This is a genomic window from Allocatelliglobosispora scoriae, from assembly GCF_014204945.1.
Taxonomy (GTDB): domain Bacteria; phylum Actinomycetota; class Actinomycetes; order Mycobacteriales; family Micromonosporaceae; genus Allocatelliglobosispora; species Allocatelliglobosispora scoriae.
On record NZ_JACHMN010000003.1, the window covers coordinates 1,366,307 to 1,392,336 of the forward strand.

Sequence of the window (26,030 nt, forward strand, 5' to 3'; positions counted from 1 at the left end):
CCATACCCACGCAAGCCCCGCCGCTACCGGGTAGGCGGATCGACGCAGGTCACCCCTTGATCGCCGCAACTTTTCAAGAGTTGCGGCGATCTTGGCGAGATGACGCGGATGCCGGATGCGGTTCGGCGGCCTACGCTGTGGCGGTGACGCCTGGTGTGGCTTCCTCCCGTGCGGTGACCGGTGCGGCCGTCGTCGCGGCGCTGGTGATGTCCCTGGCCTGCGGCATCAAACCGGAGCGCTCGACCGTGAGCGACGGCCCGTCGGCGGCCGCCGTCTCCGCCGCGGCGGCGCCGGTCGCGAAGCTCGGCCAGACCATCACGCTCAGCGGCGGTCTCGGCGACAACCGGGTGGCGGTGACGGTCTTCAGCCTGACCACGCGTTCGTCGGCGGTCGACGCCGCCTGGGTCAAGCCCGCGAAGGGCGTCTTCGCCGTGGTGAAGGTCGAGATGAAGGTGGTCCGGGGCAAGACCCACGCGTGCTCGTGCGACTTCGCGCTCGTCGCCGCCGACGGATCCCTCTTCGAGCCGGTCTGGCCGATCGGTTTCGACGAGGCGATGCAGTCGGTCACCCTCAACACCGGCGAGAAGGTCGCCGGACTGGTCGTCTTCGACGTGCCGGCAGCGGCGGCGAAGTCCGCGACGATCCAGCTCCGCCCCGACTGGACCAACGACGTCCGCGGCCGCTGGCAGTCCTGACAAGATCGCCGCAACTCGTCAAGAGTCGGTCCTGAGGGCGCTCAGCGTTTGGGCCACTGCCACGGGGGTTCGTCGAGGATGCCCTGGTCGGCGACGGTGGTCTGGCCGAACTCCTTGACCAGCTCGATCAGGTGCGCGTCGGTGCCGTTCGCCGCCGCGCTCTGCTCCAGCGCCGCCGCGAACGGGCGCGAGTGCGTCACGACGACGACCTGGGTGTGCCGGGCGGCGGTGATGACCAGCTCGGCGAGCGGGCGCAGCAGCTCCGGGTGCAGGCTCGTCTCGGGTTCGTTGAGCACGAGCAGCGCGGGCGGGCGCGGGGTGAGCAGCGCCGCGATCCAGAGCAGGTAGCGCAGCGTGCCGTCGGAGAGCTCGGGTGCGCGCAGCGGCCGGAGCAGGCCGTGCTGGTGCAGCGTCAGCTCGAAGCGGCCGTCGGAGTTGCGGATCTCGACCTCGCTGCCGGGGAAGGCGCGCTCCACGGCGGCCTCCAGCGCCGCGCGGTCGCCGATCTCCAGGATCGTCTGCAGCGCCGCCGCGACGTCCGAGCCGTCATGGCTCAACACGGGGGTACGCGTGCCGATCTGCGCCGATCGCGCGGGCGCCCGGGCGTCGGTGCGGACGTGGTCGTAGAAGCGCCACGACCGCAGCGCCTCGCGCACCCGCAGGATGTCGGGTGCCCGCTGCGGGTCGGCGAGCTCGCTGAGCATGCTGTCGAAGGGCTGGACGAAGGAGTGCTTCTCCTGCCAGGAGCCGTCGGCGGAGCGGATCCGCACCACCGTGCCGCCCCGCTCGGTGAGCAGTGTCGCCGGGCGCAGGATCGGGCCGGTCCAGATCACCTCGCGTTTGATCTCCGGGTCGAGGTTGAAGGCGGAGTGGGTGCCGACGGGCATGCCCAGGTCGACGGCGTAGCCGAACTCGTCCCCGGCGAAGCCGAGCAGCAGCCGGGCCGGTCCGGTGCTGACGGTGCCCTGGACGGGGTGGCGCCCCTCCCGGACGGAGCGGCCGAGCTTCTCCGGCCCGGCCCACAGCGCCGACGGGAGGCCGCCCTCCTGGGCGAGTGCCGCGATGGCGCCGTTGCGGGAGGAGTCGGCGAGCAGGCGCAGCGCCCGGTAGAGGCTGGATTTCCCGCTGCCGTTGGCGCCGGTGACGATGTTGAGCCGGCCGAGCGGGACGATCAGGCGGCGCAGCGATCGGTAGTTCTCGACGGCGAGCGCGGTGATCACCGCCCGAGCGTAGCGGCAGCGACGGGGTCGGTAACGCCCGAACAACGCGAGATGAATGAAAACCTGAGGAGTTGCATGACGATACGACGCTTAGGTATGCTCGCCACTGCATAGACTTGCGAAGGGACGGGAACGATGGGTATTCGGACAGCGGTGGTGGGCGCGAGCGGCTACGCCGGCGGCGAACTGCTGCGCCTGCTCGCCGGGCACCCCGACCTCGACCTCGTGCTGGCCACGGCACACTCGCAGGCGGGTCGGCCCGTCGCCGGCGTACACCCCCATCTTGCGGGGTTGGACCTGGTGCTCGGCGCGACGGACCCGGCGGCCCTCGCCGAGACGGACCTGGTCTTCCTGGCCCTGCCCCACGGCGAGTCGGCGGCGATCGCCGCGCAGCTCCCCGACACCGTCAAGATCGTCGATCTCGGCGCGGACTTCCGGCTGATCGACCCGGCCCAGTGGGGGAGGTATTACGGCGGCGAGCACGCCGGGACCTGGACATACGGCCTGCCCGAGCTGCCCGGCCAGCGGCTGCGGGTCGCCGCGAGCGACCGGGTCGCCGCGACCGGCTGCTACGCCGTCGCCACGATCCTCGCGCTGGCACCGCTCGTCGCCGCCGGGCTGATCGAGGCCGAGGACGTGGTCGTCGTCGCCGCCTCCGGCACCTCCGGCGCGGGCAAGGCACCCAAGGCGCACCTGCTCGGCGCCGAGGTGATGGGCGACCTCACCCCCTACAAGGTGGGTGCGCACCAGCACGTCGCGGAGATCAAGCAGGCGACCGGAGCGGCTTCGATCTCCTTCACCCCGGTGCTGGCGCCGATGCCGCGCGGCATCCTCGCCACCGTCACCGGCCGCCCCGCCAACGCCGACATCACCGCCAACGTCGTGCGCGCCGTGCTCGCCGACGCATACGCCGACAGCCCGTTCGTGCACGTGCTCGCCGAGGGCCAGTGGCCGCACACCGCGGCGACCTTCGGCTCCAACTCGGCCCACCTGCAGACGGCCGTCGACATCGACAGCGGTCGCGTGATCGTGGTGAGCGCCATCGACAACCTCGGCAAGGGCGCGGCCGGCCAGGCCGTCCAGTGCGCCAACCTCATGCTCGGCCTGCCCGAGACCACCGGCCTGCCCGTCCACGGAGTGAGGTAACCATGAGCGTCACATCCCCCAAGGGATTCCGGGCGGCGGGGATCGCCGCCGGAATCAAGTCCTCCGGCAACCTCGACCTCGCCCTCGTCGTCAACGACGGTCCCGACGCGACCGCCGCCGGTGTCTTCACCGCCAACCGCGTCCAGGCCGCCCCGGTGCTCTGGAGCCGCCAGGTGCTCAAAGGCGGCGTGCTCAAGGCCGTCGTGCTCAACTCCGGCGGCGCCAACGCCTGCACCGGCCCGGCCGGATTCCAGGACACCCACGCCACGGCCGAGCACGTCGCCGCCGTGCTGCGCGGCCCCGGCGTCAAGCGGATGCTGCTCGGCGCGGGCGAGGTGGCCGTCTGCTCGACCGGCCTCATCGGCGAGCGGCTGCCCATGCCCAAGCTGCTCACCGGCGTCGAGCACGCCGCGCGGGCGCTCGCCAAGGACGGCGGTCCGGCCGCCGCGACCGCGATCATGACGACCGACTCGGTCGCCAAGAACACCGTCGTCACCGGCGAGGGCTGGAGCGTCGGCGGCATGGCGAAGGGCGCCGGCATGCTCTCGCCCGCGCTCGCCACGATGCTCGTCGTGCTCACCACCGACGCCGTCGCGGGATCGTCGCTGCTCGACACCGTGCTGCGGGAGGCGTGCCGGGTCACCTTCGACCGGCTCGACTCCGATGGCGCGATGTCCACCAACGACACCGTGCTGCTGCTCGCGAGCGGCGCCTCCGGCGTCGAGCCGACCGAGCAGGAGCTGACGGCCGCCGTCACCGCCGCCTGCCACGACCTCGCCCAGCAGCTCATGGCCGACGCCGAGGGCGCCACGAAGCACGTCGCGATCGAGGTCGTCGGGGCCGCGTCGGAGGCCGACGCGGTCGAGGTCGGCCGGTCGGTCGCCCGCAACAACCTGGTCAAGACCGCGCTGTTCGGCAACGACCCCAACTGGGGCCGCATCCTCGCCGCCGTCGGCACCACGGGCGCCGCCTTCGAGGCCGACGAGCTCGACGTGGCGATCAACGGCGTCTGGATCTGCCGCAACGGCGCCGCCGCCGAGGACCGGTCCAAGGTGGACCTGAGCGGCGAGCAGGTGGCGATCACGATCGCGCTCAACGCGGGCGACGCCGCGGCGACCGTCTGGACCAACGACCTGTCGCACGCCTACGTGCACGAGAACTCGGCGTACTCGTCATGACACTCTCGTTTCTGGAGGCTGTTCCCTTCCTCGCCGAGTTCGCGGGCGCCACGATCGTCGTGAAGTACGGCGGGCACGCCATGACCAGCCCCGAGCTGCGCAGCGGCTTCGCCGCCGACATGGTCGCGCTGCACCGGGCCGGGCTGCGGCCGGTCGTCGTGCACGGCGGCGGTCCGCAGATCTCGGCGATGCTGGACCGGGTCGGCATCGCCTCGGAGTTCACCGGCGGCCTGCGGGTCACCAGCCCCGAGGCGATGGAGATCGTCCGGATGGTGCTGATCGGCCAGGTCGGCTCCGACGTCGTCGCGGAGATCAACAAACAGGGCGGCCCCACCGCCGTCGGGCTCTCCGGTGCCGACGGGGGACTGCTCACCGCCGTGCGTCGGCCCGCCTACGTCGACGGGCTGCCGGTCGACATCGGGCAGGTCGGGGATGCCGGTGCGGTCGACCCGTCGATCGTCACCACGCTGCTCGACGCCGGGCACATCCCGGTGATCTCGACGGTGGCGCCGGACGCGGACGGCTCCCCCCACAATCTCAACGCCGACACCGCGGCCGCAGCCGTCGCGATCGCGCTGGGGGCGCGGAAACTGATCGTCCTCACCGACGTGGCCGGCCTCTACGCCGACTGGCCCGACACGGACAGCCTCATCTCCCGGCTCAGCGCCGAGGAGCTCGCGAAGCTGCTCCCCGACCTCTCCGCGGGCATGGTGCCCAAGATGGAGGCGTGCCTGCGCGCCGTCCAGGGCGGCGTCCCCGCGGCGCACGTGGTGGACGGGCGCGTTCCGCACTCCACCCTGCTGGAGATCTTCACCCACGACGGCTTCGGAACGATGGTGACCCCATGACCACCCTGCGGGACCGCTGGCAGCACTCCCTGATGGACAACTACGGCACACCGCCGCTGGCGCTCGTCGCGGGCGAAGGGTCGGTCGTCACCGACGCCGACGGCAAGTCCTACGTGGACTTCCTCGCCGGGATCGCGGTCAACGCCCTCGGCCACGGCCACCCCGCCGTCGTCAAGGCAGTCTCCGAGCAGATCGGCAAGCTCGGCCACGTCTCCAACCTCTACCTCGCCGAGCCGCCGATCGCGCTCGCCGAGCTGCTGCTCGCGCTCTCCGGCCGGGCCGGACGGGTCTTCTTCAGCAACTCCGGCGCCGAGGCGAACGAGGCCGCGTTCAAGCTCTCCCGGCTCACCGGCCGCACCCACGTCGTCGCCGCGCGCGGCGCCTTCCACGGCCGCACCATGGGCGCGCTCGCCCTCACCGGCCAGCCGTCGAAGACCGATCCCTTCCGGCCGCTGCCGGGCGACGTGACCCACGTGGAGTACGGGGACATCACCGCCCTGGCCGCCGCGATCACCACCGACACCGCGATGCTGATCCTCGAACCCGTCATGGGCGAGGGCGGCGTCGTGACCCCGCCGCCCGGCTACCTCGCCGCGGCTCGGGAGCTGACCGCGCGGCGAGGTGCGCTGCTCGTCCTCGACGAGGTGCAGACCGGTGTCGGCCGGACCGGCCACTGGTTCGCCCACCAGGCCGACGGCGTCACGCCCGACGTGATCACCCTCGCCAAGGGCCTCGGCGGCGGCCTGCCGATCGGCGCCACGATCGCCTTCGACCGCGCCGCCGAGCTCTTCACCCCGGGCAGCCACGGCACCACCTTCGGCGGCAACCCGATCTCCTGCGCCGCCGCCCTCGCCGTCCTGCGGACCATCGCGTCGGAGGGGCTCCTCGACCACGTGAAGCGGACCGGCGAGCGGCTGCGCGAGGGCATCGAGGCCCTCGGCCACCCGCTCGTCAGCCACGTCCGGGGCGCCGGGCTGCTGCTCGGCGTCGTGCTCACCGTACCGGCCGCACCGGGGCTCGCCGCAGCGCTGCGCGACGCCGGTTTCCTCGTCAACGCGGCCCAGCCCGACGTGATGCGCCTGGCCCCGCCCCTCATCATCACCGCCGAGCAGGTGGACGCGCTGCTCGCGGCCCTGCCGGCGGCGCTGGATTCCGCTGGAGCATCCCTGTGATCAAGCACTTCCTGCGTGACGACGACCTGTCCCCGGCCGAGCAGGACGCGGTGCTCTCGCTGGCGATCGAGATGAAGGCGGACCGGTTCGCCCACCGGCCGCTCGCCGGGCCGCACTCGGTCGCGGTCATCTTCGACAAGCCGTCGCTGCGGACCCGGCTCTCCTTCGAGGCGGGCATCGCCGACCTCGGCGGCAACGCGATCATCGTGGACAGCGCCGGCACTCACTTCGGCCGCGGCGAAGCCCTCCCGGACGCCGCGAAGGTGCTGTCGCGCTACTGCTCGGCGATCGTCTTCCGGACCTTCGGCGACGAGCGGATGGAGCAGCTCGCCGCCGGAGCCGACGTACCGGTGATCAACGCGTTGACCGACGGGCTGCACCCGTGCCAGCTCCTCGCCGACCTGATGACGGTCCGCGAGCGCTTCGGCAGCCTGGCCGGCCGCACCGTCGGCTATGTCGGTGACGCCGCCAACAACATGTCCCACTCCTGGCTGCTCGCGGGTGCCACCGCCGGGATGCACGTGCGGGTCGCCGGACCGGCCGGGTTCGACCCGGACCCGGCGATCGTCGAGCGCGCCTCGAAGATCGCCTCCGGGACCGGCGGCTCGGTCACGGTGCTGCGCTCGCCGCAGGAGGCGGTCGCGGGTGCGCAGGTCGTCGTCACCGACGCCTGGACCTCGATGGGCCAGGAGAACGACGGGCTGGACCGGCTCGGCCCGTTCTGGCCCTACCAGGTCAACACCGCCCTGCTCGGGGAAGCCGACCCGGCCGCGATCGTGCTGCACTGCCTGCCCGCGCACCGGGGCGAGGAGATCACGGACGAGGTTTTCGACGGCCCGGCGAGCGCGCTCTTCGATGAAGCGGAGAATCGTCTGCACGCCCAGAAGGCGCTGCTGACATACCTTCTCACCGTATCGGAGACGTCATCATGACCGCCCCGCTCACCCGTACCGCCCGCCACGCCCGCATCGTGGAGCTGATCCGCGACCGGCAGGTGAAGTCCCAGACCGAGCTCGCCGAGATCCTCTCCTCGGACGGGGTCCAGGTCACCCAGGCCACGCTCTCGCGGGACCTGGAGGAGCTCGGCGCGGTGAAGGTACGGGGACGCGACGGCGGTTCGGCGGTCTACCTCATCCCCGAGGACGGCAACCGGGCCCTGCGCCCGGCCGAGCAGGCACCGGCCCGGCTGGTCCGGCTCCTGCGGGAGCTGCTCGCGGGGACCGACCACAGCGGAAACATCGCGGTCCTGCGCACACCGCCGGGGGCCGCGCACTACCTCGCCAGCGCTATCGACCGCAGCGGCCTGCCCGACGTCGCGGGCACGATCGCGGGCGACGACACGATCTTCGTGGTGGCCCGGACGCCGACCGGTGGCGAGGTCCTCGCCGCCCGGCTGTCCAGCTGGGCCGGCACCGATGCGGAAGAGTCGTCGGCGGATGCCGACGGACCGGCAGCATGACCCACCCTCCAGGGCGCAACTCGTGAAGAGTTGGTGCTTCTCGCGCCCGCGCGACAAGAACGACTCTTCACGAGTTGCGCCCGTTCGCACCTGCACAGCACACGGCATCACGAGAGGTAAGACCACATGAAGCTCTGGGGTGGACGGTTCGCCGGCGGACCCGCCGAGGCACTGGCCCGGCTCAGCGTCAGCGTGCACTTCGACTGGCGGCTCGCGCCCTATGACCTGCTCGCGAGCAAGGCCCACGCGCGGGTGCTCGCCAACGCGGGCCTGCTCGACCCCGAGGAGCTCGGCGAGATGCTCGCCGCCCTCGACGACCTCGCCATCGCGGTGGAGACCGGCCAGTTCCGGCCGACCGTCGAGGACGAGGACGTGCACACCGCTCTCGAACGCGGCCTGCTGGAGCGCCTGGGCACCCTCGGCGGCAAGCTGCGTGCCGGGCGGTCCCGCAACGACCAGGTCGCCACGGACCTGCGCCTCTACCTGCGCGATCACGCACGGCGGCTGGCCGGGCAGATCGGCGAGCTCGCCGAGGCGCTGACCGAGCAGGCGGCCCGCCACGTCGACACCCCGGCGCCGGGCATGACGCACCTGCAGCACGCCCAACCCGTCGTCTTCGGCCATCAGCTGCTGGCGCACGTACAACCGCTGCTGCGCGACCTGGACCGGCTGCGCGACTGGGACGCCCGGACGGCCGTGAGCCCGCTCGGCTCGGGGGCCCTGGCCGGGTCGAGCCTGCCGCTGGACCCGGTCGCCGTCGCCAAGGAGCTGGGGTTCGACTCGGCCGCGCCCAACTCGATGGACGCCGTCGCCGACCGCGACTTCGTCGCGGAGTTCCTCTTCGTCACCGCGCTGCTCGGCGTGCACCTGTCCCGCCTCGGCGAGGAGGTCGTGCTCTGGACCTCGCAGGAGTTCGGCTGGGTCGTGCTCGACGACGCCTTCACCACCGGTTCGTCGATCATGCCGCAGAAGAAGAACGCCGACATCGCCGAGCTCGCCCGCGGCAAGGCCGGCCGGCTCATCGGCGGCCTCGTCACGGTGCTGACGATGCTCAAGGGCCTGCCGCTCGCCTACGACCGGGACATGCAGGAGGACAAGGAGCCCGTCTTCGACGCGCTCGACACCCTCGAACTGGTGCTGCCCGCGCTCGCCGGCATGATCTCGACGATGACGGTCCGGGTCGACGTGCTCGCCGCGAGCGCCCCGATCGGCTTCTCCCTCGCCACCGAGGTCGCGGACTGGCTGGTCCGCAAGGGGGTGCCGTTCCGGGAGGCGCACGAGATCACCGGTCAGCTGGTGGCGCTCTGCGCCGTCCGCGAATGCGAGCTGCACGAGGTGTCCGACGACGAACTCGCCACCGTCAGCGAGCACCTGGACCCGAGCGTGCGCCAGGTCCTCTCGGTGCGCTCCGCCCTGTCGGCCCGGATCACGCCCGGCTCCACGGGCCCCGGCCCGGTCGCCGACCAGCTCGCCGCGGTCACCGAGAGCCTCATCGGCTGGCATCGCTGGGCGACGGCGACCGTGGTGCCGCGCTGACCGGCTGCTGGAGCACATCGAGGACGGTCGGGGAGTAGGCGAGCAGTGCCACCCCGACCGCGATCAACCAGCCCGACGCGGCGAGCCCCGCGAGCGCGGCCGGGCTCGCCGGCGGCCGGGCGTCGAAGAGCACGGCGCCCCAGACCCAGCTCATCACCGGATCGGCGATGGTCATCGCGGTCAGCGCCGTCGGGAACGAACCGCTGGCGAACGCCTCCTGCACCAGCAGCGCCGCGATCAGCCCGGCGAGCCCGAGGCACGCCAGGGGCCAGTGCAGCAGCATCCCTCGCGCCAGGTCGTCGGTGACGATGACGGTGAAGGCCGCCGTGACGCTGAACCCCGTCCCCGCCGCGACCCCGACGAGCGCGGTCCGGGTCGGCGAGTGCCGCCGGGTCCGCGCCACCGCGACGAGCCCGGTCATCAGCAGCACGGCCGCGAGCGCCAGCACGGGCGCTGCGGTCGCCCGCTCCACCGTCTGCGGCACGCTGCCGCGCGTGGCGACGAGCGCGCCGATCCCGGCACAGACGCAGATCGTCCCGATCCAGTCGCGGGCGAGCGGTGCGCTGCCCGTCCGGGCCGTCGCGAGCGGCAGCGCAAACATGAGTTGTACGGCGAGCAGCGCCTGCACGATCGTGATGGACCCGAGGTGCAGCGCGGTCGCGTGGGCTGCGAATCCGAGCACGTTGCAGGCGAGCCCGGCGAGCCAGACCGGGCTGCGCAGCACCCGTCCGAGCAGCCCCAGCACCGGCAGCCACCCCGCGCCGTGCCCGGGCGGCCGGGCGAGGGCGACCCGGCGGGTGACCGAGTGCTGCAGGGCACCGGCGGTGGCGAAGAGCAGGGCCGCCAGCAGTCCCAGCGCGATGCTTGCGATCACGGGCGCAGCATGACCGGCCGGCGATAACGCAGCCGGTCATGCTCGTGAACGCGTTACAGCGCGCGGGTGTAGTCCCGGCGGTTGGTGAAGTTGTCATAGCCGCTGCGCAGGAACGCCCGCACCATGGCCGGGTTGCCCTTGTCGCAGTCGCCCCGGATCTCGTCGACCCCGGTCGCGGCGAGGATCCCGGTGCCGCGGGCGGCGACCGCGGTGGCGTAGCCGCGCCCGCGATGCCCCTGGGCGACCCCGACGAAACCGAGCACGGAGACGTTGGAGTTGGCCGCGGGCATGCTCACCGCCGCCGGCAGCCCGGCCTCGTCATAGCCGATCTCGAACCAGTGCGGCTCGTGCCGCATCTCCTCCATGTCGGCGAGGACCGTCTCGGCGGCCTTGCGCAGGCCGTGCTCGGCGATGTCGGCGCTGATCCAGCCGTCGGGGGTGTCGACGATCACCGTCTCCAGCAGGTCGACGAAGGCGTCCCGGCCGGTCTCGGTGATCGGCACCCAGCGCAGCCCGGACCTGTCCGCGGGCACCTCGCGGTCGCTGGTCCAGCGGAAGCGCATGCCGTCGCGGGCGAGGTGGAAGCCGGACGCGGTGAGCAGCGCGTCGCGGCCTTCGACGGTGGCGTGGTGCTGGGCCGGTGCTGCCGGGAAGTCGAGCGCGTAGCCCTGCCGGGTGGCGCCGTGCGCGGCGGCGAACTCGCCCGCGAAGGCGACGAGCGCCAGACCGGTCTCGTCGGGACCGGCCTCCAGCATCACGAGGTCCGTCGGCACGTCATGGCCGGGCCTGGTCCACAGGCAGACGCTCGCGACGGTCTGCCCGCCGTCGTCGGCGACGAAGCACCACTCGGGCCGACTGGTGGTCTTGGCGAAGAGGTCCTCCACCGCGGCGCGCGCGGCGAGGTTGCGTTCCTCGGTGGCGGCGGCCAGGTCGGTGAAGGTGGTGATCTCGTCGGGGCGGACAGGTCGGATAACGGTCACGCGGTGACTCCCATGATCTGTGGTCGGATGCCCGATCATGCCCCAGCGGGCCGACCGGACGCAGCCCGATTAATCGCCCAGGCCTGCGTCGACGCGCCCCCACGCGGACAGGGTGTGCAGCCGGTCGACCGTCACGCAGCCCTCGTTGTCGAGCTTCGCCCGGGCCCAGGCCCGCTCGTCGACGAAGGACCAGTCCCAGGTCAGCGGCCATGACCCGGTCGGCGACTGCCGGGAGATCCAGTAGTCCAGGTTGGCCTGGACGGCCGCCTCGTCCACGACGGCGGCGAGGAACGACCCTGGGGCCCGCACCACGTCGAGCGGCTGCAGCACATAGGCGGTCCAGTCGGCCGGGTCGCTCGCGACCAGCAGCGGGGCGGCGCGGAGCGCTTTCGCCTCGACCCGGGCCCGGGCCGGCTCCGGCAGGTGCCGGGCCGCCGCGAGCGCCAGCAGGCAGGGCAGGTCGTTCATCGGCAGCGCGTCGGGCGCCGACTCGACCCTGGCGAGCACCCGCTCGGTCAACTCCGCCAGCAGCGCGGCCGGAACCTGCTCCGCGTGCTCGTGCAGCACGCCGAGCAGGCTCGCGGTCGGGTTGATCCGCGACCCGTCGAAGGCCTCGTCGATCCCGGCATGCGTCCACCACGGCGCGTGCGGGGCGTCCTCCACCGCCGCCGGGACGATCGGCCACACCCAGCGCTCGCGGTCGAGGGTCGCCAGCAGGTAGTCCACCGCCCGACGGGCCATCGGCTCGTCGGCGGCGGCCCCGATCTCCCGCAGCACCGCGAAACCGTGCCAGGTCGCGATCGCCGACGAGGCGGCGCAGCGCAGGTCGGGCTCGAGCGCGTGCCCGAAGCCGCCGTCGTCGTTCTGGAAGGCGGCGAGCTCGCGGAGCACCCCGGCGGCCGAGCCGCCCTCGAAGAGGAAGCGGAACCGCTCCCGGTCCAGCGGCCGGGCCTGCTCGAAGAGGAAGGTCCTGGCCCGTGTGAAAGCATCCCCGCGCAGCAACATGCGAGCCATCGTGTCGGTGGGGTACGACAGAATGACCCGCATGGAGCTACCGTGGCTGTCCGCGCCCGCCGCCGACGTCCCCGCGACCGCCCGGACACTGCTCGGTTACACGCTCGCCGCCGAGGGGGTCCGGATCCGGATCACCGAGGTGGAGGCCTACGCGGGGACGGGGGAGGATCCCGCCTCGCACGCCCATCGGGGACCCACGCCGCGCAGCGCCGTCATGTTCGGCCCGGCCGGGCACGCCTACACCTACTTCATCTTCGGCGTGCACTGGTGCCTCAACATCGTCTGCGGACGGGAGGGTGAGGCGGCGGCGGTGCTGGTCCGGGCCGGTGCGGTCGTCGAGGGCGTGGAGCTGGCCCGGGCCCGGCGCGGCGGGGTGCGCGACCGCGACCTCGCCCGCGGACCCGCCAACCTGGTCGTGGCGCTGGGGATCGGCCCGTCCGCCAACGGCACGTCGCTGATCGACGGCAGCGGACCGATCGTGCTGGCGCCGCCACCGTCCCCCGTGGATCCCGCGTCGATCGAGGCGGGCCCGCGAGTCGGCGTCGCCGCAGCCCACGACGTGCCGTGGCGGTTCTGGATCGGCGGCGACCCGACGGTGAGCGCCTACCGCCGGCACGTGCCGCGACGCCGGACATAGACGTCGATTGCCATCCCCGGGACACCTGTGGTTGGCTGCCTGTTGGTCGGGGTGGACCACCGTGGCCGCTGCCCGGCACCGCTCGTCAGAATGGCACCGACCATGCTGAGTTCCCTGCCGCCCCGCCTCGCCGCACTCGCCCTGGTCGGCGGATCGGTGGTGCTGTGGCTGCTCGCCACCGTCATCGTCAAGCTCATCGTGCGGCCGCCGCGCCGGGCGCCGAAGCCCGTCCCGGCGACCCCGGATCTGCGCGACGAGCCACCCGCCGTGGTCAACCTGCTCCTGCACCGGGGCACGGTCACCGCCGACGCGGCCCGGGCGACCGTCCTCGACCTCGCCGCGCGGCGCATCCTGGAGCTCCACCAGCCCGGCAACGATCCCGGCCAGACCACCGTCTCGGTCCGCGACCAGCAGCCGCGCGGACTGCTCAGCTTCGAGTCCCGCGTCCTGGACCGGGTGAAGGCCGCTGCCGGTGAGGGACGGGTGCTCCTCTCCGAGCTGTCCCGGCGGCACGCGAGCGAGGGCGTGCGCTGGGGCAAGCAGTTCCAGCACGAGGTCCTCAAGCACGCCAAGCACCTCGGCCTCGTCGCGAAACCGCTGGAGGAGGCGGGCGGCCCGCTCGTCTTCCTGATCCTCTTCAGCGGCGTGCTCGGCTGCGTCGCCGGCACCGGCGTCTGGGGCGCCGTCTTCGGCGACCAGGGCGGCGAGCCGAGCAACTGGTCGATGATCGCGCTGCTGGGGACCTACGCGGTGGTTTTGCTGGCGTTCGTCGTCGGCGGCTTCGCGATCGTCGACGGTTACCGCGAGACGAAGGCCGGGCTCGCCGTGATCGCGCACTGGTCCGGGGTCGCGGCCTGGCTGCGCGGGCACGAGGCCTTCGCCGACCTCCCACCCGCCGGTGTCACCGTCTGGGACCGCTACCTGGCGCACGGCGTCGCGCTCGGCACGAATCCGCGGGCCGGCGAGCGCATCGATCTCGGCGTCGGCCGGGAGGACCTGGTGTGGGCGGTCCGCGACGGCCACCGGCGCCAGGTTCGCGTGATCTACCCGCGCTTCGTCACCCGCTACGGCCGCCGACCGACCACGATCATCGTCCTGTCGCTGTTACGGATCATCATCTGCGTCGCCGTGCTCATCCTGCTCCCGCCGCTGCCGGACGTGGTCCGCTGGACGGTGGTGGTCATCGCAGCCGTGATCGCGGCCGCCGCGCTCTACCGTTCGGTGCGGGCCCTGGGCGACCTGATCTCCCCGGTGACCGTGACGGGGGAGGTGCTCAGCCGCTCGCTCGTCATCGCCTACCAGGACGTCCCGGCCCGCTTCGTCTACCTCGTCGTCGACGACGGCCGCTCCGACCCGCTGCGGGCGTGGATCGGCCGCCTCAGCGAGATCAGTTTCAGCGAGGCGATGGCATACGGCCGCAGCGTGCAGGGCGGCGAGGCCGAGGAGGCGATGAAGGTGATGCCGGGTCGGCCGACGACCCTCGCCGACTGCGTGCCGGGGATGACCGTCCGCCTGCACGGCCACGCCTATGCCCGGCGCATCGTCGATCTGGAGATCGTCTGACGGCCGGCCGTGAATCCCGGGTGCGGGTGCCCCCGCCGATGCGGAACAATCGGCACGTGACTCATATCCTCGACGATCTGGCCTGGCGTGGTCTGCTGCAGGACTCGACCGGCCTCGACGACCTTCGCAAGCGGTTCGACGAGGGACCGGTCCGGTTCTATGTCGGCTTCGACCCGACCGGGGCCAGCCTGCACCTCGGCCACATGGTCCAGGCGCTCACCGCGCGGCGCCTCCAGCTCGCCGGGCACCGCCCGCTGCTGCTCGTCGGCGGCGCCACCGGCCAGATCGGCGATCCGCGCGAGGTGGGGGAGCGCATCCTCAACTCCACCGAGGTCGTCGCCGAGTGGGTCAACCGCATCCGCGAGCAGCTCCGCCCGTTCGTCACCTACGAGGGCGACAGCGCCGCGGAGCTCGTCAACAACCTCGACTGGACCGCGCCGATGTCGGCGATCGAATTCCTCCGCGACGTCGGCAAGCACTTCCCGGTGAGCAAGATGCTCGCCCGTGACGTGGTCAAGGCGCGGCTGGAGACCGGGATCAGCTTCACGGAGTTCGCCTACCAGCTGCTCCAGTCGCACGACTACTTCGAGCTCAACCAGCGCTACGGCTGCGAGCTGCAGTTCGGCGGCTCCGACCAGTGGGGCAACATCACCGCCGGTGTCGACTACGTCCGCCGCCGGGGAGCCGGGCCCGTCCACGCCTTCACCACCCCGCTGGTGACGAAGGCCGACGGCACCAAGTTCGGCAAGACCGAGGGCGCCTCGATCTGGCTCGACCCCGCGCTGACCAGCCCTTACGCGTTCTACCAGTTCTGGATCAACACCGATGACCGCGACGTCCACCGCTACCTGAAGTACTTCAGCTTCCGCGACCGCGCGGAGCTCGAGGCGCTGGAGGCGGCGAGTGCGGAGCGCCCGGCGGCCCGGGAGGCGCAGCGTGCGCTCGCGGAGGAGCTGACGACGCTGCTGCACGGCAAGGACGAGTGCGCGCAGGCGCTAGCCGCCTCGCAGGCCCTCTTCGGCCGGGGGTCGCTCGACGAGCTCTCCGCGTCGACGCTGGCTGCGGCGCTCAGCGAGGCGGGGCTCACGCAGATCACGAGCCTGCCCACGGTGGCGGAGCTCTTCCGCGACGCCGGACTGGCGTCCGGGCTCGGCGACGCGCGGCGGACGATCGGTGAGGGCGGTGCCTACGTCAACAACGAGCGCGTGACAGACGGTGACGCTGTGGTCGACGCGGCGACGCTGCTCCACGGTCGATACCTCGTCCTGCGCAAGGGTCGGAAGAACTTCGCAGGCGTTGAGCTGCAAAAATAGTTAGTCAACAATGGTGTGACGCGGCCCGCGTCCCCCCGATTTGCATCGGGCGACGCGGGCCGCGTAATGTTCTCCAAGTCAGAGCGACACGGACAAAGCGCCCCAAGCGGGTTAGCGAGGCCGAGCGATGACGAAGCTGCCGAGCGGTGCGGTACCCCGATGAAGGGCCCGCGAAACCGGTCGGGTAAGCTCTAGCGAAGTAGCCCCTGAAGCAACCGGATAACTTCCGGCGGTTGACGGTGCGTGTTTGTTTTTTGAGAACTCAACAGGGTGTTTGGTTTATGCCAGTGCCATTTATTGGTGGCCGACCTCGTCTGGTCACCGGATGGCAGTTAGTGCGTGACCGCATTGCTTACCGGCGTGTGGGCGCACAAGATTGCCAGTATCAAATATTCTTTTTGGAGAGTTTGATCCTGGCTCAGGACGAACGCTGGCGGCGTGCTTAACACATGCAAGTCGAACGGAAAGGCCCTTCGGGGTACTCGAGTGGCGAACGGGTGAGTAACACGTGAGTAACCTGCCCCCTTCTTTGGGATAACCGCCGGAAACGGTGGCTAATACCGAATATACACCTCTGGTCGCATGGTTGGTGGTGGAAAGTTTTTCGGTGGGGGATGGGCTCGCGGCCTATCAGCTTGTTGGTGGGGTGATGGCCTACCAAGGCTTTGACGGGTAGCCGGCCTGAGAGGGCGACCGGCCACACTGGGACTGAGACACGGCCCAGACTCCTACGGGAGGCAGCAGTGGGGAATATTGCACAATGGGCGGAAGCCTGATGCAGCGACGCCGCGTGAGGGATGACGGCCTTCGGGTTGTAAACCTCTTTCAGCAGGGACGAAGCGAGAGTGACGGTACCTGCAGAAGAAGCGCCGGCCAACTACGTGCCAGCAGCCGCGGTAAGACGTAGGGCGCGAGCGTTGTCCGGATTTATTGGGCGTAAAGAGCTCGTAGGCGGCTCGTTGCGTCCATCGTGAAAACTCAGGGCTTAACTCTGAGCTTGCGGTGGATACGGGCGGGCTAGAGTTCGGTAGGGGAGTCTGGAATTCCTGGTGTAGCGGTGAAATGCGCAGATATCAGGAGGAACACCGATGGCGAAGGCAGGACTCTGGGCCGATACTGACGCTGAGGAGCGAAAGCGTGGGGAGCAAACAGGATTAGATACCCTGGTAGTCCACGCTGTAAACGTTGGGAACTAGGTGTGGGGTGCCTCTCCGGTGTCCTGTGCCGCAGCTAACGCATTAAGTTCCCCGCCTGGGGAGTACGGCCGCAAGGCTAAAACTCAAAGGAATTGACGGGGGCCCGCACAAGCGGCGGAGCATGCGGATTAATTCGATGCAACGCGAAGAACCTTACCTGGGTTTGACATGCACTCAAAAGCCGCAGAGATGTGGTGTCCTTCGGGGGGGTGCACAGGTGGTGCATGGCTGTCGTCAGCTCGTGTCGTGAGATGTTGGGTTAAGTCCCGCAACGAGCGCAACCCTCGTTCCATGTTGCCAGCACGTTATGGTGGGGACTCATGGGAGACTGCCGGGGTCAACTCGGAGGAAGGTGGGGATGACGTCAAGTCATCATGCCCCTTATGTCCAGGGCTTCACGCATGCTACAATGGCCGGTACAATGGGTTGCGATACCGTGAGGTGGAGCGAATCCCAAAAAGCCGGTCTCAGTTCGGATCGGGGTCTGCAACTCGACCCCGTGAAGTCGGAGTCGCTAGTAATCGCAGATCAGCATTGCTGCGGTGAATACGTTCCCGGGCCTTGTACACACCGCCCGTCACGTCACGAAAGTCGGCAACACCCGAAGCCCATGGCCTAACCCCGCAAGGGGAGGGAGTGGTCGAAGGTGGGGCTGGCGATTGGGACGAAGTCGTAACAAGGTAGCCGTACCGGAAGGTGCGGCTGGATCACCTCCTTTCTAAGGAGCACCTCGACCCGAAAGGGTCGCAGGACCCGGGCTGCCTCGAATGCAGGCAGCGGGGCTCATTTGGCGGAGACACTGGCGAAAGTGACTGCCGGCAACGGCCTTGATGCTCGAGTAGGGTCGCGATTCCCTTGTGGACGCGGCATGGAAAAAGCGCTTGGTGCGGCTGGCGGATCGCGTATCAAACACCCTGTTGGGTCCTGAAGAAACAAGCACTGCCTGCGGGTGGGGTTTGGGTTTTCAGTTCCGATCATGATCTCGGTCAACATACCGGGGAGCTTGCTCCTGCTGGTGTCGACTGGGTGGGGTTGTGGTTGGTTGTTTGTTGAGATGTGGATAGTGGACGCGAGCATCGAGAACACGCCCGCACGTATGTGGTGGGTGTGGTTTTCTGTAGTTTCGTGATGATCGTTTTGGTTAAGTTGTTAAGGGCAAACGGTGGATGCCTTGGCACCAGGAGCCGATGAAGGACGTGGGAGGCCGCGATAGGCCTGGGGGAGCTGTCAACCGAGCTGTGATCCCAGGGTGTCCGAATGGGGGAACCCACCCGGAGTCATGTCCGGGTACCTGCACCTGAATTCATAGGGTGTATGGGGGGAACGCCGGGAAGTGAAACATCTCAGTACCGGCAGGAAGAGAAAACAATAGTGATTCCGTGAGTAGTGGCGAGCGAAAGCGGATGTAGCCTAAACCGGTGGCGTGTGATACCTGTCAGGGGTTGCGTCGCCGGGGTTGTGGGATTTCCATTGATTGTGCTGACACATGGTCGAGGAGTAAGAAAATCTAGGGTTAGCTGAATGGTCTGGGAAGGCCAGCCGTAGACGGTGAGAGCCCGGTAGGCGAAAATTCTAGGTCTCCTTTTGGTTGTTCCCGAGTAGCAGCGGACCCCTGTAATCTGCTGTGAATCTGCCAGGACCACCTGGTAAGGCTGAATACTCCCTGGTGACCGATAGTGCACGAGTACCGTGAGGGAAAGGTGAAAAGTACCCCGGGAGGGGAGTGAAATAGTACCTGAAACCGTTTGCCTACAATCCGTCGGAGCTGAGGACTTGTTCCGAGGTGACGGCGTGCCTTTTGAAGAATGAGCCTGCGAGTTAGTGGTGTGTGGCGAGGTTAACCCGTGTGGGGGAGCCGTAGCGAAAGCGAGTCCGAATAGGGCGTTTGAGTCGCATGCTCTAGACCCGAAGCGGAGTGATCTAGCCATGGGCAGGTTGAAGCGAAGGTAAGACTTCGTGGAGGACCGAACCCACCAATGTTGAAAAATTGGGGGATGACCTGTGGTTAGGGGTGAAAGGCCAATCAAACTCCGTGATAGCTGGTTCTCCCCGAAATGCATTTAGGTGCAGCGTCACGTGTTTCTTGCCGGAGGTAGAGCTACTGGATGGCCTAGGGGGCCCAAAAGCTTACCGAAGTCAGCTAAACTCCGAATGCCGGTAAGTGAGAGCGTGGCAGTGAGACTGCGGGGGATAAGCTTCGTAGTCGAGAGGGAAACAGCCCAGATCACCGGCTAAGGCCCCTAAGCGTGTGCTAAGTGGTAAAGGATGTGGGATTGCGCAGACAACCAGGAGGTTGGCTTAGAAGCAGCCACCCTTGAAAGAGTGCGTAATAGCTCACTGGTCAAGTGGTTCCGCGCCGACAATGTAGCGGGGCTCAAGCACACCGCCGAAGCCGTGGCATTCATACGTTAGCCCAGCCCGGACTCCTGAGGGACCCGGGTTCAGGTGTGTGGATGGGTAGGGGAGCGTCGTACGGCCGGGGAAGCGGCGGGGTGACCCAGCCGTGGAGGCCGTACGAGTGAGAATGCAGGCATGAGTAGCGAAAGCAGGGTGAGAAACCCTGCCGCCGGATGACCAAGGGTTCCAGGGCCAGGCTAATCCGCCCTGGGTGAGTCGGGACCTAAGGCGAGGCCGAGAGGCGTAGTCGATGGACAACGGGTTGATATTCCCGTACCCGCGAAGCAGCGCCCACGCCGAACTTCACTGTACTAACCTGTGACAATGGTTGATGCCTTCGGGTGGATGCCGGCGTTGCTGGGATCTTGGTGGTAGTAGGTGAGCGATGGGGTGACGCAGGAAGGTAGCCATTCCCGGCCGGTGGTTGTGCCGGGGCAAGCGTGTAGCCCGTCCCATAGGCAAATCCGTGGGGCATGAAGGGTGAGGCGTGATGCGGAGCCGTATCAGGTGAAGATGGTGATCCTATGCTGCCGAGAAAAGCCTCTAGCGAGCTGTGAGCGGCCCGTACCCCAAACCGACACAGGTGGTCAGGTAGAGAATACCGAGGCGATCGGGCGAACTGTGGTTAAGGAACTCGGCAAATTGCCCCCGTAACTTCGGGAGAAGGGGGACCATTTCTGGTGACGGCACTTGCTGCCTGAGCTGGGGGTGGTCGCAGAGAGCAGGGGGAAGCGACTGTTTACTAAAAACACAGGTCCATGCGAAGTCGTAAGACGCTGTATATGGACTGACGCCTGCCCGGTGCTGGAACGTTAAGGGGACCTGTCAGCCCGTAAGGGTGAAGCGGAGAACTTAAGCGCCAGTAAACGGCGGTGGTAACTATAACCATCCTAAGGTAGCGAAATTCCTTGTCGGGTAAGTTCCGACCTGCACGAATGGCGTAACGACTTCCCCACTGTCTCAACCACAGGCCCGGCGAAATTGCAGTACGAGTAAAGATGCTCGTTACGCGCGGCAGGACGGAAAGACCCCGGGACCTTTACTATAGCTTGACATTGGTATTCGGATGAGATTGTGTAGGATAGGTGGGAGCCGGTGAAGCTGTGACGCCAGTCATGGTGGAGGCAATCTTGAAATACCACTCTGTCTGATTTGGGTATCTAACCTCGGACCGTGATCCGGTTCAGGGACAGTGTCTGGTGGGTAGTTTAACTGGGGCGGTTGCCTCCTAAAAGGTAACGGAGGCGCCCAAAGGTTCCCTCAGCCTGGTTGGCAATCAGGTGTTGAGTGCAAGTGCACAAGGGAGCTTGACTGTGAGACTGACGGGTCGAGCAGGGACGAAAGTCGGGACTAGTGATCCGGCACTGGCTTGTGGAAGCGGTGTCGCTCAACGGATAAAAGGTACCCCGGGGATAACAGGCTGATCTTCCCCAAGAGTCCATATCGACGGGATGGTTTGGCACCTCGATGTCGGCTCGTCGCATCCTGGGGCTGTAGCAGGTCCCAAGGGTTGGGCTGTTCGCCCATTAAAGCGGTACGCGAGCTGGGTTTAGAACGTCGTGAGACAGTTCGGTCCCTATCCGCCGTGCGCGTAGGAAACTTGAGAAGGGCTGTCCCTAGTACGAGAGGACCGGGACGGACGAACCTCTGGTGTGCCAGTTGTCCCGCCAGGGGCACGGCTGGTTAGCTACGTTCGGAAGGGATAACCGCTGAAAGCATCTAAGCGGGAAGCTCGCTTCGAGATGAGGTCTCCCACCGGGAAACCGGGTAAGGCCCCCAGCTAGACCACTGGGTTGATAGGCCAGAAATGTAAGCCCGGTAACGGGTTCAGTTGACTGGTACTAATAGGCCGAGGACTTAACCAACACGGTCATCAACGTGACCACAGAACACACACTCGATCACAGAACCGCGCAAGCGGAACACACATTCTGACGCGTCCACTAACCACATCACAGCACACAACCAGCTGTCCCGGACCGGGAAAGCACTGGTTGATAATGCTGATAGTGTTACGGCGGTCATGGCGGAGGGGAAACGCCCGGCAACATTCCGAACCCGGAAGCTAAGCCCTCCAGCGCCGATGGTACTGCACCGGGGACGGTGTGGGAGAGTAGGACACCGCCGGACAAAACGTTCCGTTAGGGGCCTGGCCGCCGGCCAGGCCCCTAACGTGTATCTCCGTACACGAAGGGCCGCCCCACCTGGGTCGGCCCTTTTGCGTGTGATCGCCGCGACCGGCGTACACAACAAGCGCAGCGACGGGCGGCGCCATGCCGCCAAGACGCCGGTCACCTACCGGCGAATGAGGAAGGATGTACCCGTGACGTCTTCTGCGAACGATAATCCGCGCTACGGCAGCGGAGATGGCGACCGTGAGAGCCGCGGTGGTTACCGTCGAGACAGCGGGGGTGGCTTCAAGGGCCGCGACGACCGAGCCGCCCGCGATTCGCGGAACGGGACGGGTGCCGGCGCGCCTGGATACGGCGACAGGGACAGCGCGCCCCGTCGCGATGACCATGGTGGTGCCCCCAGCGGCGACCGCGGTGGCTTCCGTGGCCGTGACGACCGTGGTGGCGCCCCGAGCGGCGGCGGCTACCGCCGTGACGATCGTGGTGGTGCGCCCGGCGGTGACCGTGGTGGCTACCGTGGCGGTTCCTCGTCCGGTGGGGACCGTCCGCCGTTCCGTCGTGACGACCGTGGTGGCGCCCCGAGCGGTGGCGGTTTCCGCGGCCGCGATGACCGTGGTGGTGCCCCGAGCGGCGGCGGCTTCCGCCGTGACGACCGTGGAGGAGCTCCGAGCGGTGACCGCGGCGGTTTCCGCCGCGACGACCGTGGTGGCTCCGCCGGTGGCGACCGTCCCCCCTTCCGCCGCGATGACCGCGGCGGTGCGCCCAGTGGTGACCGCGGCGGCTTCCGTCGCGATGATCGCGGTGGCTCGGCCGGTGGCGACCGTCCGCCGTTCCGTCGTGACGACCGCGGTGGCGCCCCGAGCGGTGGCGGTTTCCGCGGCCGCGATGACCGTGGTGGTGCCCCGAGCGGCGGCGGCTTCCGCCGTGACGACCGTGGCGGAGCTCCGAGCGGTGACCGCGGCGGTTTCCGCCGCGACGACCGTGGTGGCTCGGCCGGTGGCGACCGCCCCCCCTTCCGCCGCGATGACCGCGGTGGTGCCCCCAGCGGTGACCGCGGCGGCTTCCGTCGCGACGACCGCGGTGGCTCCGCTGGTGGTGACCGTCCGCCGTTCCGTCGTGACGACCGCGGTGGTGCCCCGAGCGGTGACCGTGGCGGCTTCCGTCGCGACGACCGCGGTGGCGCGCCGAGTGGCGACCGTGGCGGTTTCCGCCGCGACGACCGTGGTGGCTCGGCCGGTGGTGACCGTCCGCCGTTCCGTCGTGATGACCGTGGTGGTGCGCCGAGTGGTGACCGTGGCGGTTTCCGCCGCGACGACCGTGGCGGCTCCGCTGGTGGTGACCGTCCGCCGTTCCGTCGTGATGACCGCGGTGGTGCCCCGAGCGGCGACCGTGGCGGCTTCCGCCGCGACGACCGCGGTGGTGCCCCGACTGGTGATCGTCCGGCCTACCGTCGTGACGACCGCGGCGGTGCCCCGAGTGGTGACCGTGGCGGCTTCCGCCGCGACGATCGCGGTGGCTCCGCTGGTGGTGACCGTCCGCCGTTCCGTCGTGACGACCGTGGCGGCGCACCGGGTGGTGACCGTCCCCCGTTCCGTCGTGACGACCGCGGTGGTGCCCCGAGCGGGGACCGTCCGGCCTACCGCCGTGACGACCGTGGCGGCGCCCCGAGCGGTGACCGTCCGGCGTACCGCCGCGATGATCGTGGTGGCGCGCCCAGCGGCGACCGTGGCGGCTACGCGGGCCGTGACTCGGGCGATCGCGGTGGCTACGGCCAGCGCGACTCTCAGCCCCGCAGCGGCGGCTACGCCGACCGGCGCGACTCCGGCCGCGACGACCGTGGTGGCGACTCGTTCCGCGGCGGCGACGGTCCGGACCTGCCCAGCGACATCCGGGCGGAGGACCTCGACCAGGAGATCCGCGCCGAGCTGCTCACCCTCGCCCGGCCGGTGGCCGAGCGGGTCGCACGGCACCTCGTCGCGACCGGTCAGCTGATCGACGACGACGCGCCGCTGGCGCTGGAGCACGCGATCGCGGCCCGCCGCCTCGCCTCCCGCATCGCCTCGGTACGCGAGGCGGTCGGCCTGGCCGCCTACCGGGCTGCCGAGTGGCAGACGGCCATCTCGGAGCTGCGGACCTACCAGCGGATCACCGGCCGGCAAACGCACCTCGCCGTGCTGGCGGACTGCGAGCGCGCCCTCGGCCGGCCTGAGAAGGCGGTCGACATGTTCCGCCTCGCCGACCGGGAGAAGCTGAGCAAGGACGAGGCGATCGAGCTGCTCGTCGTCGCCGCCGGTGCCCGGGGTGACCTCGGCCAGAAGGACGCGGCCGTCGCGATGCTCCAGGTCCGCGAGCTCACCGCCGACGACAACGCCGCCTGGGCTCCCCGGCTGCGCTACGCCTACGCGGACGCGCTGCTGGACGCCGGTCGCCGTGAGGAGGCCCGGGAGTGGTTCTCCCGTGCCGCCGAGATCGACGAGGAGCAGGAGACGGACGCCGCTGAGCGTCTGCTCGAGCTCGACGGCGTGCAGATCGAGGGCGACGAGGAGGAAGAGGACTTCGAGGACGTCGAGCTGGACCAGCCCGCTGACGACCAGGATTCCGACGACGAAGACGACGACCGCGACGACGAAGACGACGATGACCGCGACGACGACGATGACCGCGACGACGACGCGGACGACGATGACGACGACCGCGACGATGACGCGGACGACGACGAGGACGACGCGGACGACGAGGACGAGGACGACGACGAATACGAGGATGACGACGAGGACGACGACGACGCGGATGACCGCGACGGCGATGTCCACGTCGACGGTCCCCGTGATGTCGTCGCGGCGGGCGAGTCGGACGAGCAGTCCTCCGGGTCGGCGGGCGACGACGCCCACCGATCGGGCGGCGATCGCCCCGCTGCGGCCTGACGGTGGCGGGGCGGCTGGTCGACGCGTACGACCTCGTGATTTTGGATCTTGATGGGGTGGTCTTCCTGATCGACACGCCGATTCCCGGCGCGGTCGAGACGGTGGCCGCGCTGCGGGAGTCCGGGATCGGGGTGGCGTTCGCGACCAACAACGCGTCCCGTCGCTCGGCGGAGGTCGCCGAGCTGCTGACGGGCATGGGCGTCGCGGCGGATCCGGCGGAGGTTCTCACCTCGGCCGGCGCCGCCGCGGCGGCCCTCGCGCAGCGCTGCGCGGCGGGCGACCCGGTGCTGGTGGTCGGTGCCGCCGCGCTCCGCGAGGAGGTGTCGGCCGCCGGCCTGCGCCCGGTGACGAGCGCGGACGACAAGCCGGTCGCGGTGGTCCAGGGCTACGGTCCGGAGGTCGGCTGGGCGCAGCTCACCGAGGCGTGCATCGCCGTGCGCGCGGGCGCCTTCTGGGTGGCGACCAACACCGACCGGACGCTGCCCAGCCCGCGCGGACCGTTGCCCGGCAACGGATCCCTCGTCGCGGTGCTCGTGACGGCGCTGGGGCGCCAGCCCGATCTCGTCGTCGGCAAGCCCCAGCCGGGACTCTTCCACGCGGCCGCCGCGCGCGTCGGCGCCGAGCGTCCGCTCGTGGTCGGCGACCGGCTCGACACCGACATCGCCGGTGCGGGACGGGCCGGCATGGAGAGTCTGCTGGTCCTGACCGGTGTGAGCACCAGGGCGGAACTGTCCACGGTGGTCGGTGCCGACCGCCCGACATATGTCGCCGACGATTTGACCGGCCTGTTGGCTCCGGCCGGTTCCGCATAGCGGTAGTTTGTACCGCAGTAGATCTTTAAGAGAGGCGGTGCATCACGATGACCGACGCGTGGCAGTCGTACCTCGAGATGGCGATGGGCCTGACCAAGACCTCCAAGAAGAAGGCGGAGAAGGCGGTCAAGGAGCTCGTCGGCAAGGGCAACGCGAAAGCCGGTGAGCTGCAGAACATGGCGGAGAGCCTGGTCGCGGCCGGTCTCGCCAACCGCGAGTCGCTCACCAAGCTCGTCGAGTCCGAACTCGACCGGGCGATGGGCAAGGTCGGCCTGGTCAAGGCCGAGGAGGTCGTCGAGCTCCGCAAGCGCGTCGCCGAGCTTGAGGCGAAGCTCGCCGCCGCGGCGCCCGCTGCGGCCGCGCCCGCCGAGCCAGCCGCTGCGGCTCCGGTCGCGAAGCCGGTGGTCGCCAAGAAGACCGTGGCGAAGAAGGTCGTCGCCCCCGCGAAGCCGGCCGCGACTGAGGCTCCGAAGGCGGAAGCTCCGAAGGCGGAGACTCCTGAGGCTGATGCCCCGAAGGCGGAAGCCCCGGCGAAGGCTGAGGCCCCGGCGGCCAAGGCCACCCCCGCGAAGTCCGCGGCCAAGAAGGCGCCCGCCAAGGCGGCGACCGCGTCGACTCCGGCGAAGTCGGCCAAGGCCGCGCCGACGAAGGCGGCACCGGCTGCGACGAAGGCCGCTGCGAAGAGCACGCCCGCCAAGAAGGCCCCGGCCAAGAAGGCGGCCGGTTCCCGATGACCCACCCCGCTCCGGCCGTGCCCACCCCGGCGCAGCTCGCACCGGGCGTCACCGGGCACCGCGCGGTCGACGCCGCGCTGCGATCCCTGGAAAATGCCGCCAGCCTGCCGCTGGTGGACCAGATCGCCGCCTACGACGCCGCGCACCGCACCCTGCGCGAGACCCTCTCGACCATCGACGAAGCCTGAGACCAGCCTGAC

At 69.4% G+C, this 26,030-nt stretch carries 19 protein-coding genes, 3 rRNA genes and 1 pseudogene; 19 read left to right on the plus strand and 4 right to left on the minus strand.

Annotated features, from left to right (window positions below; all coding sequences use genetic code 11):
- The first annotated feature begins 143 nt into the window (after nt 1–143).
- On the plus strand, nt 144–695 hold the full coding sequence (locus tag F4553_RS32680; RefSeq protein WP_184843987.1) for a DUF1942 domain-containing protein: 552 nt from the start codon (nt 144–146) through the stop codon (nt 693–695).
- 41 nt (nt 696–736) lie between these two features.
- Here F4553_RS32680 and F4553_RS32685 read toward each other — a convergent pair whose 3' ends face one another.
- Entirely contained in the window at nt 737–1,915 is a 1,179-nt protein-coding gene (locus tag F4553_RS32685) for an AAA family ATPase (RefSeq protein ID WP_184843990.1), read from the minus strand.
- Between the two features lie 135 nt (nt 1,916–2,050).
- Here F4553_RS32685 and argC point away from each other — a divergent pair, with 135 nt between their 5' ends.
- The 7 genes from argC to argH all read left to right on the plus strand — a co-directional run bounded on the left by argC (nt 2,051) and on the right by argH (nt 9,254).
- Entirely contained in the window at nt 2,051–3,061 is a 1,011-nt protein-coding gene (gene argC, locus F4553_RS32690; RefSeq protein WP_184843994.1) for an N-acetyl-gamma-glutamyl-phosphate reductase, read from the plus strand.
- Between the two features lie 2 nt (nt 3,062–3,063).
- Nucleotides 3,064–4,239: a bifunctional glutamate N-acetyltransferase/amino-acid acetyltransferase ArgJ gene (gene argJ / locus F4553_RS32695; RefSeq protein ID WP_184843997.1), complete on the plus strand. Its 1,176-nt coding sequence runs from the start codon at nt 3,064–3,066 to the stop codon at nt 4,237–4,239.
- Complete coding sequence (gene argB / locus F4553_RS32700) at nt 4,236–5,087, plus strand: acetylglutamate kinase (RefSeq protein WP_184844000.1); 852 nt, start codon at nt 4,236–4,238, stop codon at nt 5,085–5,087. The genes argJ and argB overlap by 4 nt, the downstream gene beginning before the upstream one ends.
- Entirely contained in the window at nt 5,084–6,259 is a 1,176-nt protein-coding gene (locus tag F4553_RS32705) for an acetylornithine transaminase (protein WP_184844003.1), read from the plus strand. Before argB ends, F4553_RS32705 begins: the two co-directional genes overlap by 4 nt.
- Complete coding sequence (gene argF / locus F4553_RS32710) at nt 6,256–7,191, plus strand: ornithine carbamoyltransferase (protein ID WP_184844006.1); 936 nt, start codon at nt 6,256–6,258, stop codon at nt 7,189–7,191. The genes F4553_RS32705 and argF overlap by 4 nt, the downstream gene beginning before the upstream one ends.
- On the plus strand, nt 7,188–7,718 hold the full coding sequence (locus F4553_RS32715; protein WP_184844009.1) for an arginine repressor: 531 nt from the start codon (nt 7,188–7,190) through the stop codon (nt 7,716–7,718). Before argF ends, F4553_RS32715 begins: the two co-directional genes overlap by 4 nt.
- 126 nt (nt 7,719–7,844) lie before the next feature.
- Entirely contained in the window at nt 7,845–9,254 is a 1,410-nt protein-coding gene (gene argH / locus F4553_RS32720; RefSeq protein WP_184844012.1) for an argininosuccinate lyase, read from the plus strand.
- Here the strand turns inward: argH and F4553_RS32725 are convergent.
- From F4553_RS32725 to F4553_RS32735, 3 genes are all read right to left on the minus strand, one after another.
- A complete protein-coding gene (locus F4553_RS32725; protein ID WP_184844015.1) occupies nt 9,208–10,128 on the minus strand; it encodes a DMT family transporter in 921 nt (306 codons plus the stop codon). The two genes, argH and F4553_RS32725, sit on opposite strands and share 47 nt — an antisense overlap.
- Nucleotides 10,129–10,181: 53 nt before the next feature.
- Nucleotides 10,182–11,108, minus strand: a complete 927-nt coding sequence (locus F4553_RS32730) for a GNAT family N-acetyltransferase (protein WP_184844018.1) — start codon at nt 11,106–11,108, stop codon at nt 10,182–10,184.
- A gap of 69 nt (nt 11,109–11,177) precedes the next feature.
- On the minus strand, nt 11,178–12,155 hold the full coding sequence (locus tag F4553_RS32735) for a hypothetical protein (protein WP_184844021.1): 978 nt from the start codon (nt 12,153–12,155) through the stop codon (nt 11,178–11,180).
- Between F4553_RS32735 and F4553_RS32740 the strand changes: the two genes are divergently transcribed.
- The 11 genes and pseudogenes from F4553_RS32740 (at nt 12,154) to F4553_RS32790 (ending at nt 26,018) form a co-directional block, all read left to right on the plus strand.
- Nucleotides 12,154–12,759 (plus strand): DNA-3-methyladenine glycosylase, encoded by a 606-nt coding sequence (locus tag F4553_RS32740; RefSeq protein WP_184844024.1) that lies wholly within the window; start codon nt 12,154–12,156, stop codon nt 12,757–12,759. The genes F4553_RS32735 and F4553_RS32740 overlap by 2 nt on opposite strands.
- Before the next feature lie 102 nt (nt 12,760–12,861).
- Complete coding sequence (locus F4553_RS32745; RefSeq protein WP_184844027.1) at nt 12,862–14,322, plus strand: DUF2207 family protein; 1,461 nt, start codon at nt 12,862–12,864, stop codon at nt 14,320–14,322.
- 38 nt (nt 14,323–14,360) lie between these two features.
- The gene (tyrS, locus tag F4553_RS32750; RefSeq protein WP_184844030.1) at nt 14,361–15,635 is read left to right on the plus strand and encodes a tyrosine--tRNA ligase; all 1,275 of its coding nucleotides are present in this window, start codon (nt 14,361–14,363) and stop codon (nt 15,633–15,635) included.
- A 395-nt stretch (nt 15,636–16,030) separates the two neighbouring features.
- Nucleotides 16,031–17,549: ribosomal RNA gene (locus tag F4553_RS32755) — 16S ribosomal RNA — on the plus strand.
- Between the two features lie 421 nt (nt 17,550–17,970).
- Nucleotides 17,971–21,093 (plus strand): 23S ribosomal RNA (locus F4553_RS32760).
- Nucleotides 21,094–21,241: 148 nt separating this feature from the next.
- Nucleotides 21,242–21,358 (plus strand): 5S ribosomal RNA (gene rrf / locus F4553_RS32765).
- Together the 16S, 23S and 5S rRNA genes form the textbook arrangement of a ribosomal RNA operon.
- A gap of 425 nt (nt 21,359–21,783) precedes the next feature.
- Nucleotides 21,784–23,352, plus strand: a complete 1,569-nt coding sequence (locus F4553_RS32770) for a hypothetical protein (protein ID WP_184847534.1) — start codon at nt 21,784–21,786, stop codon at nt 23,350–23,352.
- Nucleotides 23,307–24,284: a tetratricopeptide repeat protein gene (locus F4553_RS32775; protein WP_376776326.1), complete on the plus strand. Its 978-nt coding sequence runs from the start codon at nt 23,307–23,309 to the stop codon at nt 24,282–24,284. Before F4553_RS32770 ends, F4553_RS32775 begins: the two co-directional genes overlap by 46 nt.
- Nucleotides 24,281–25,081, plus strand: a pseudogene (locus tag F4553_RS32780) (HAD-IIA family hydrolase); the annotation flags it as partial. The gene F4553_RS32775 and the pseudogene F4553_RS32780, both read left to right, overlap by 4 nt.
- Nucleotides 25,082–25,143: 62 nt before the next feature.
- Nucleotides 25,144–25,830: a hypothetical protein gene (locus tag F4553_RS32785; protein WP_184844033.1), complete on the plus strand. Its 687-nt coding sequence runs from the start codon at nt 25,144–25,146 to the stop codon at nt 25,828–25,830.
- Nucleotides 25,827–26,018, plus strand: a complete 192-nt coding sequence (locus F4553_RS32790) for a hypothetical protein (RefSeq protein ID WP_184844035.1) — start codon at nt 25,827–25,829, stop codon at nt 26,016–26,018. The genes F4553_RS32785 and F4553_RS32790 overlap by 4 nt, the downstream gene beginning before the upstream one ends.
- Nucleotides 26,019–26,030 lie beyond the last annotated feature (12 nt).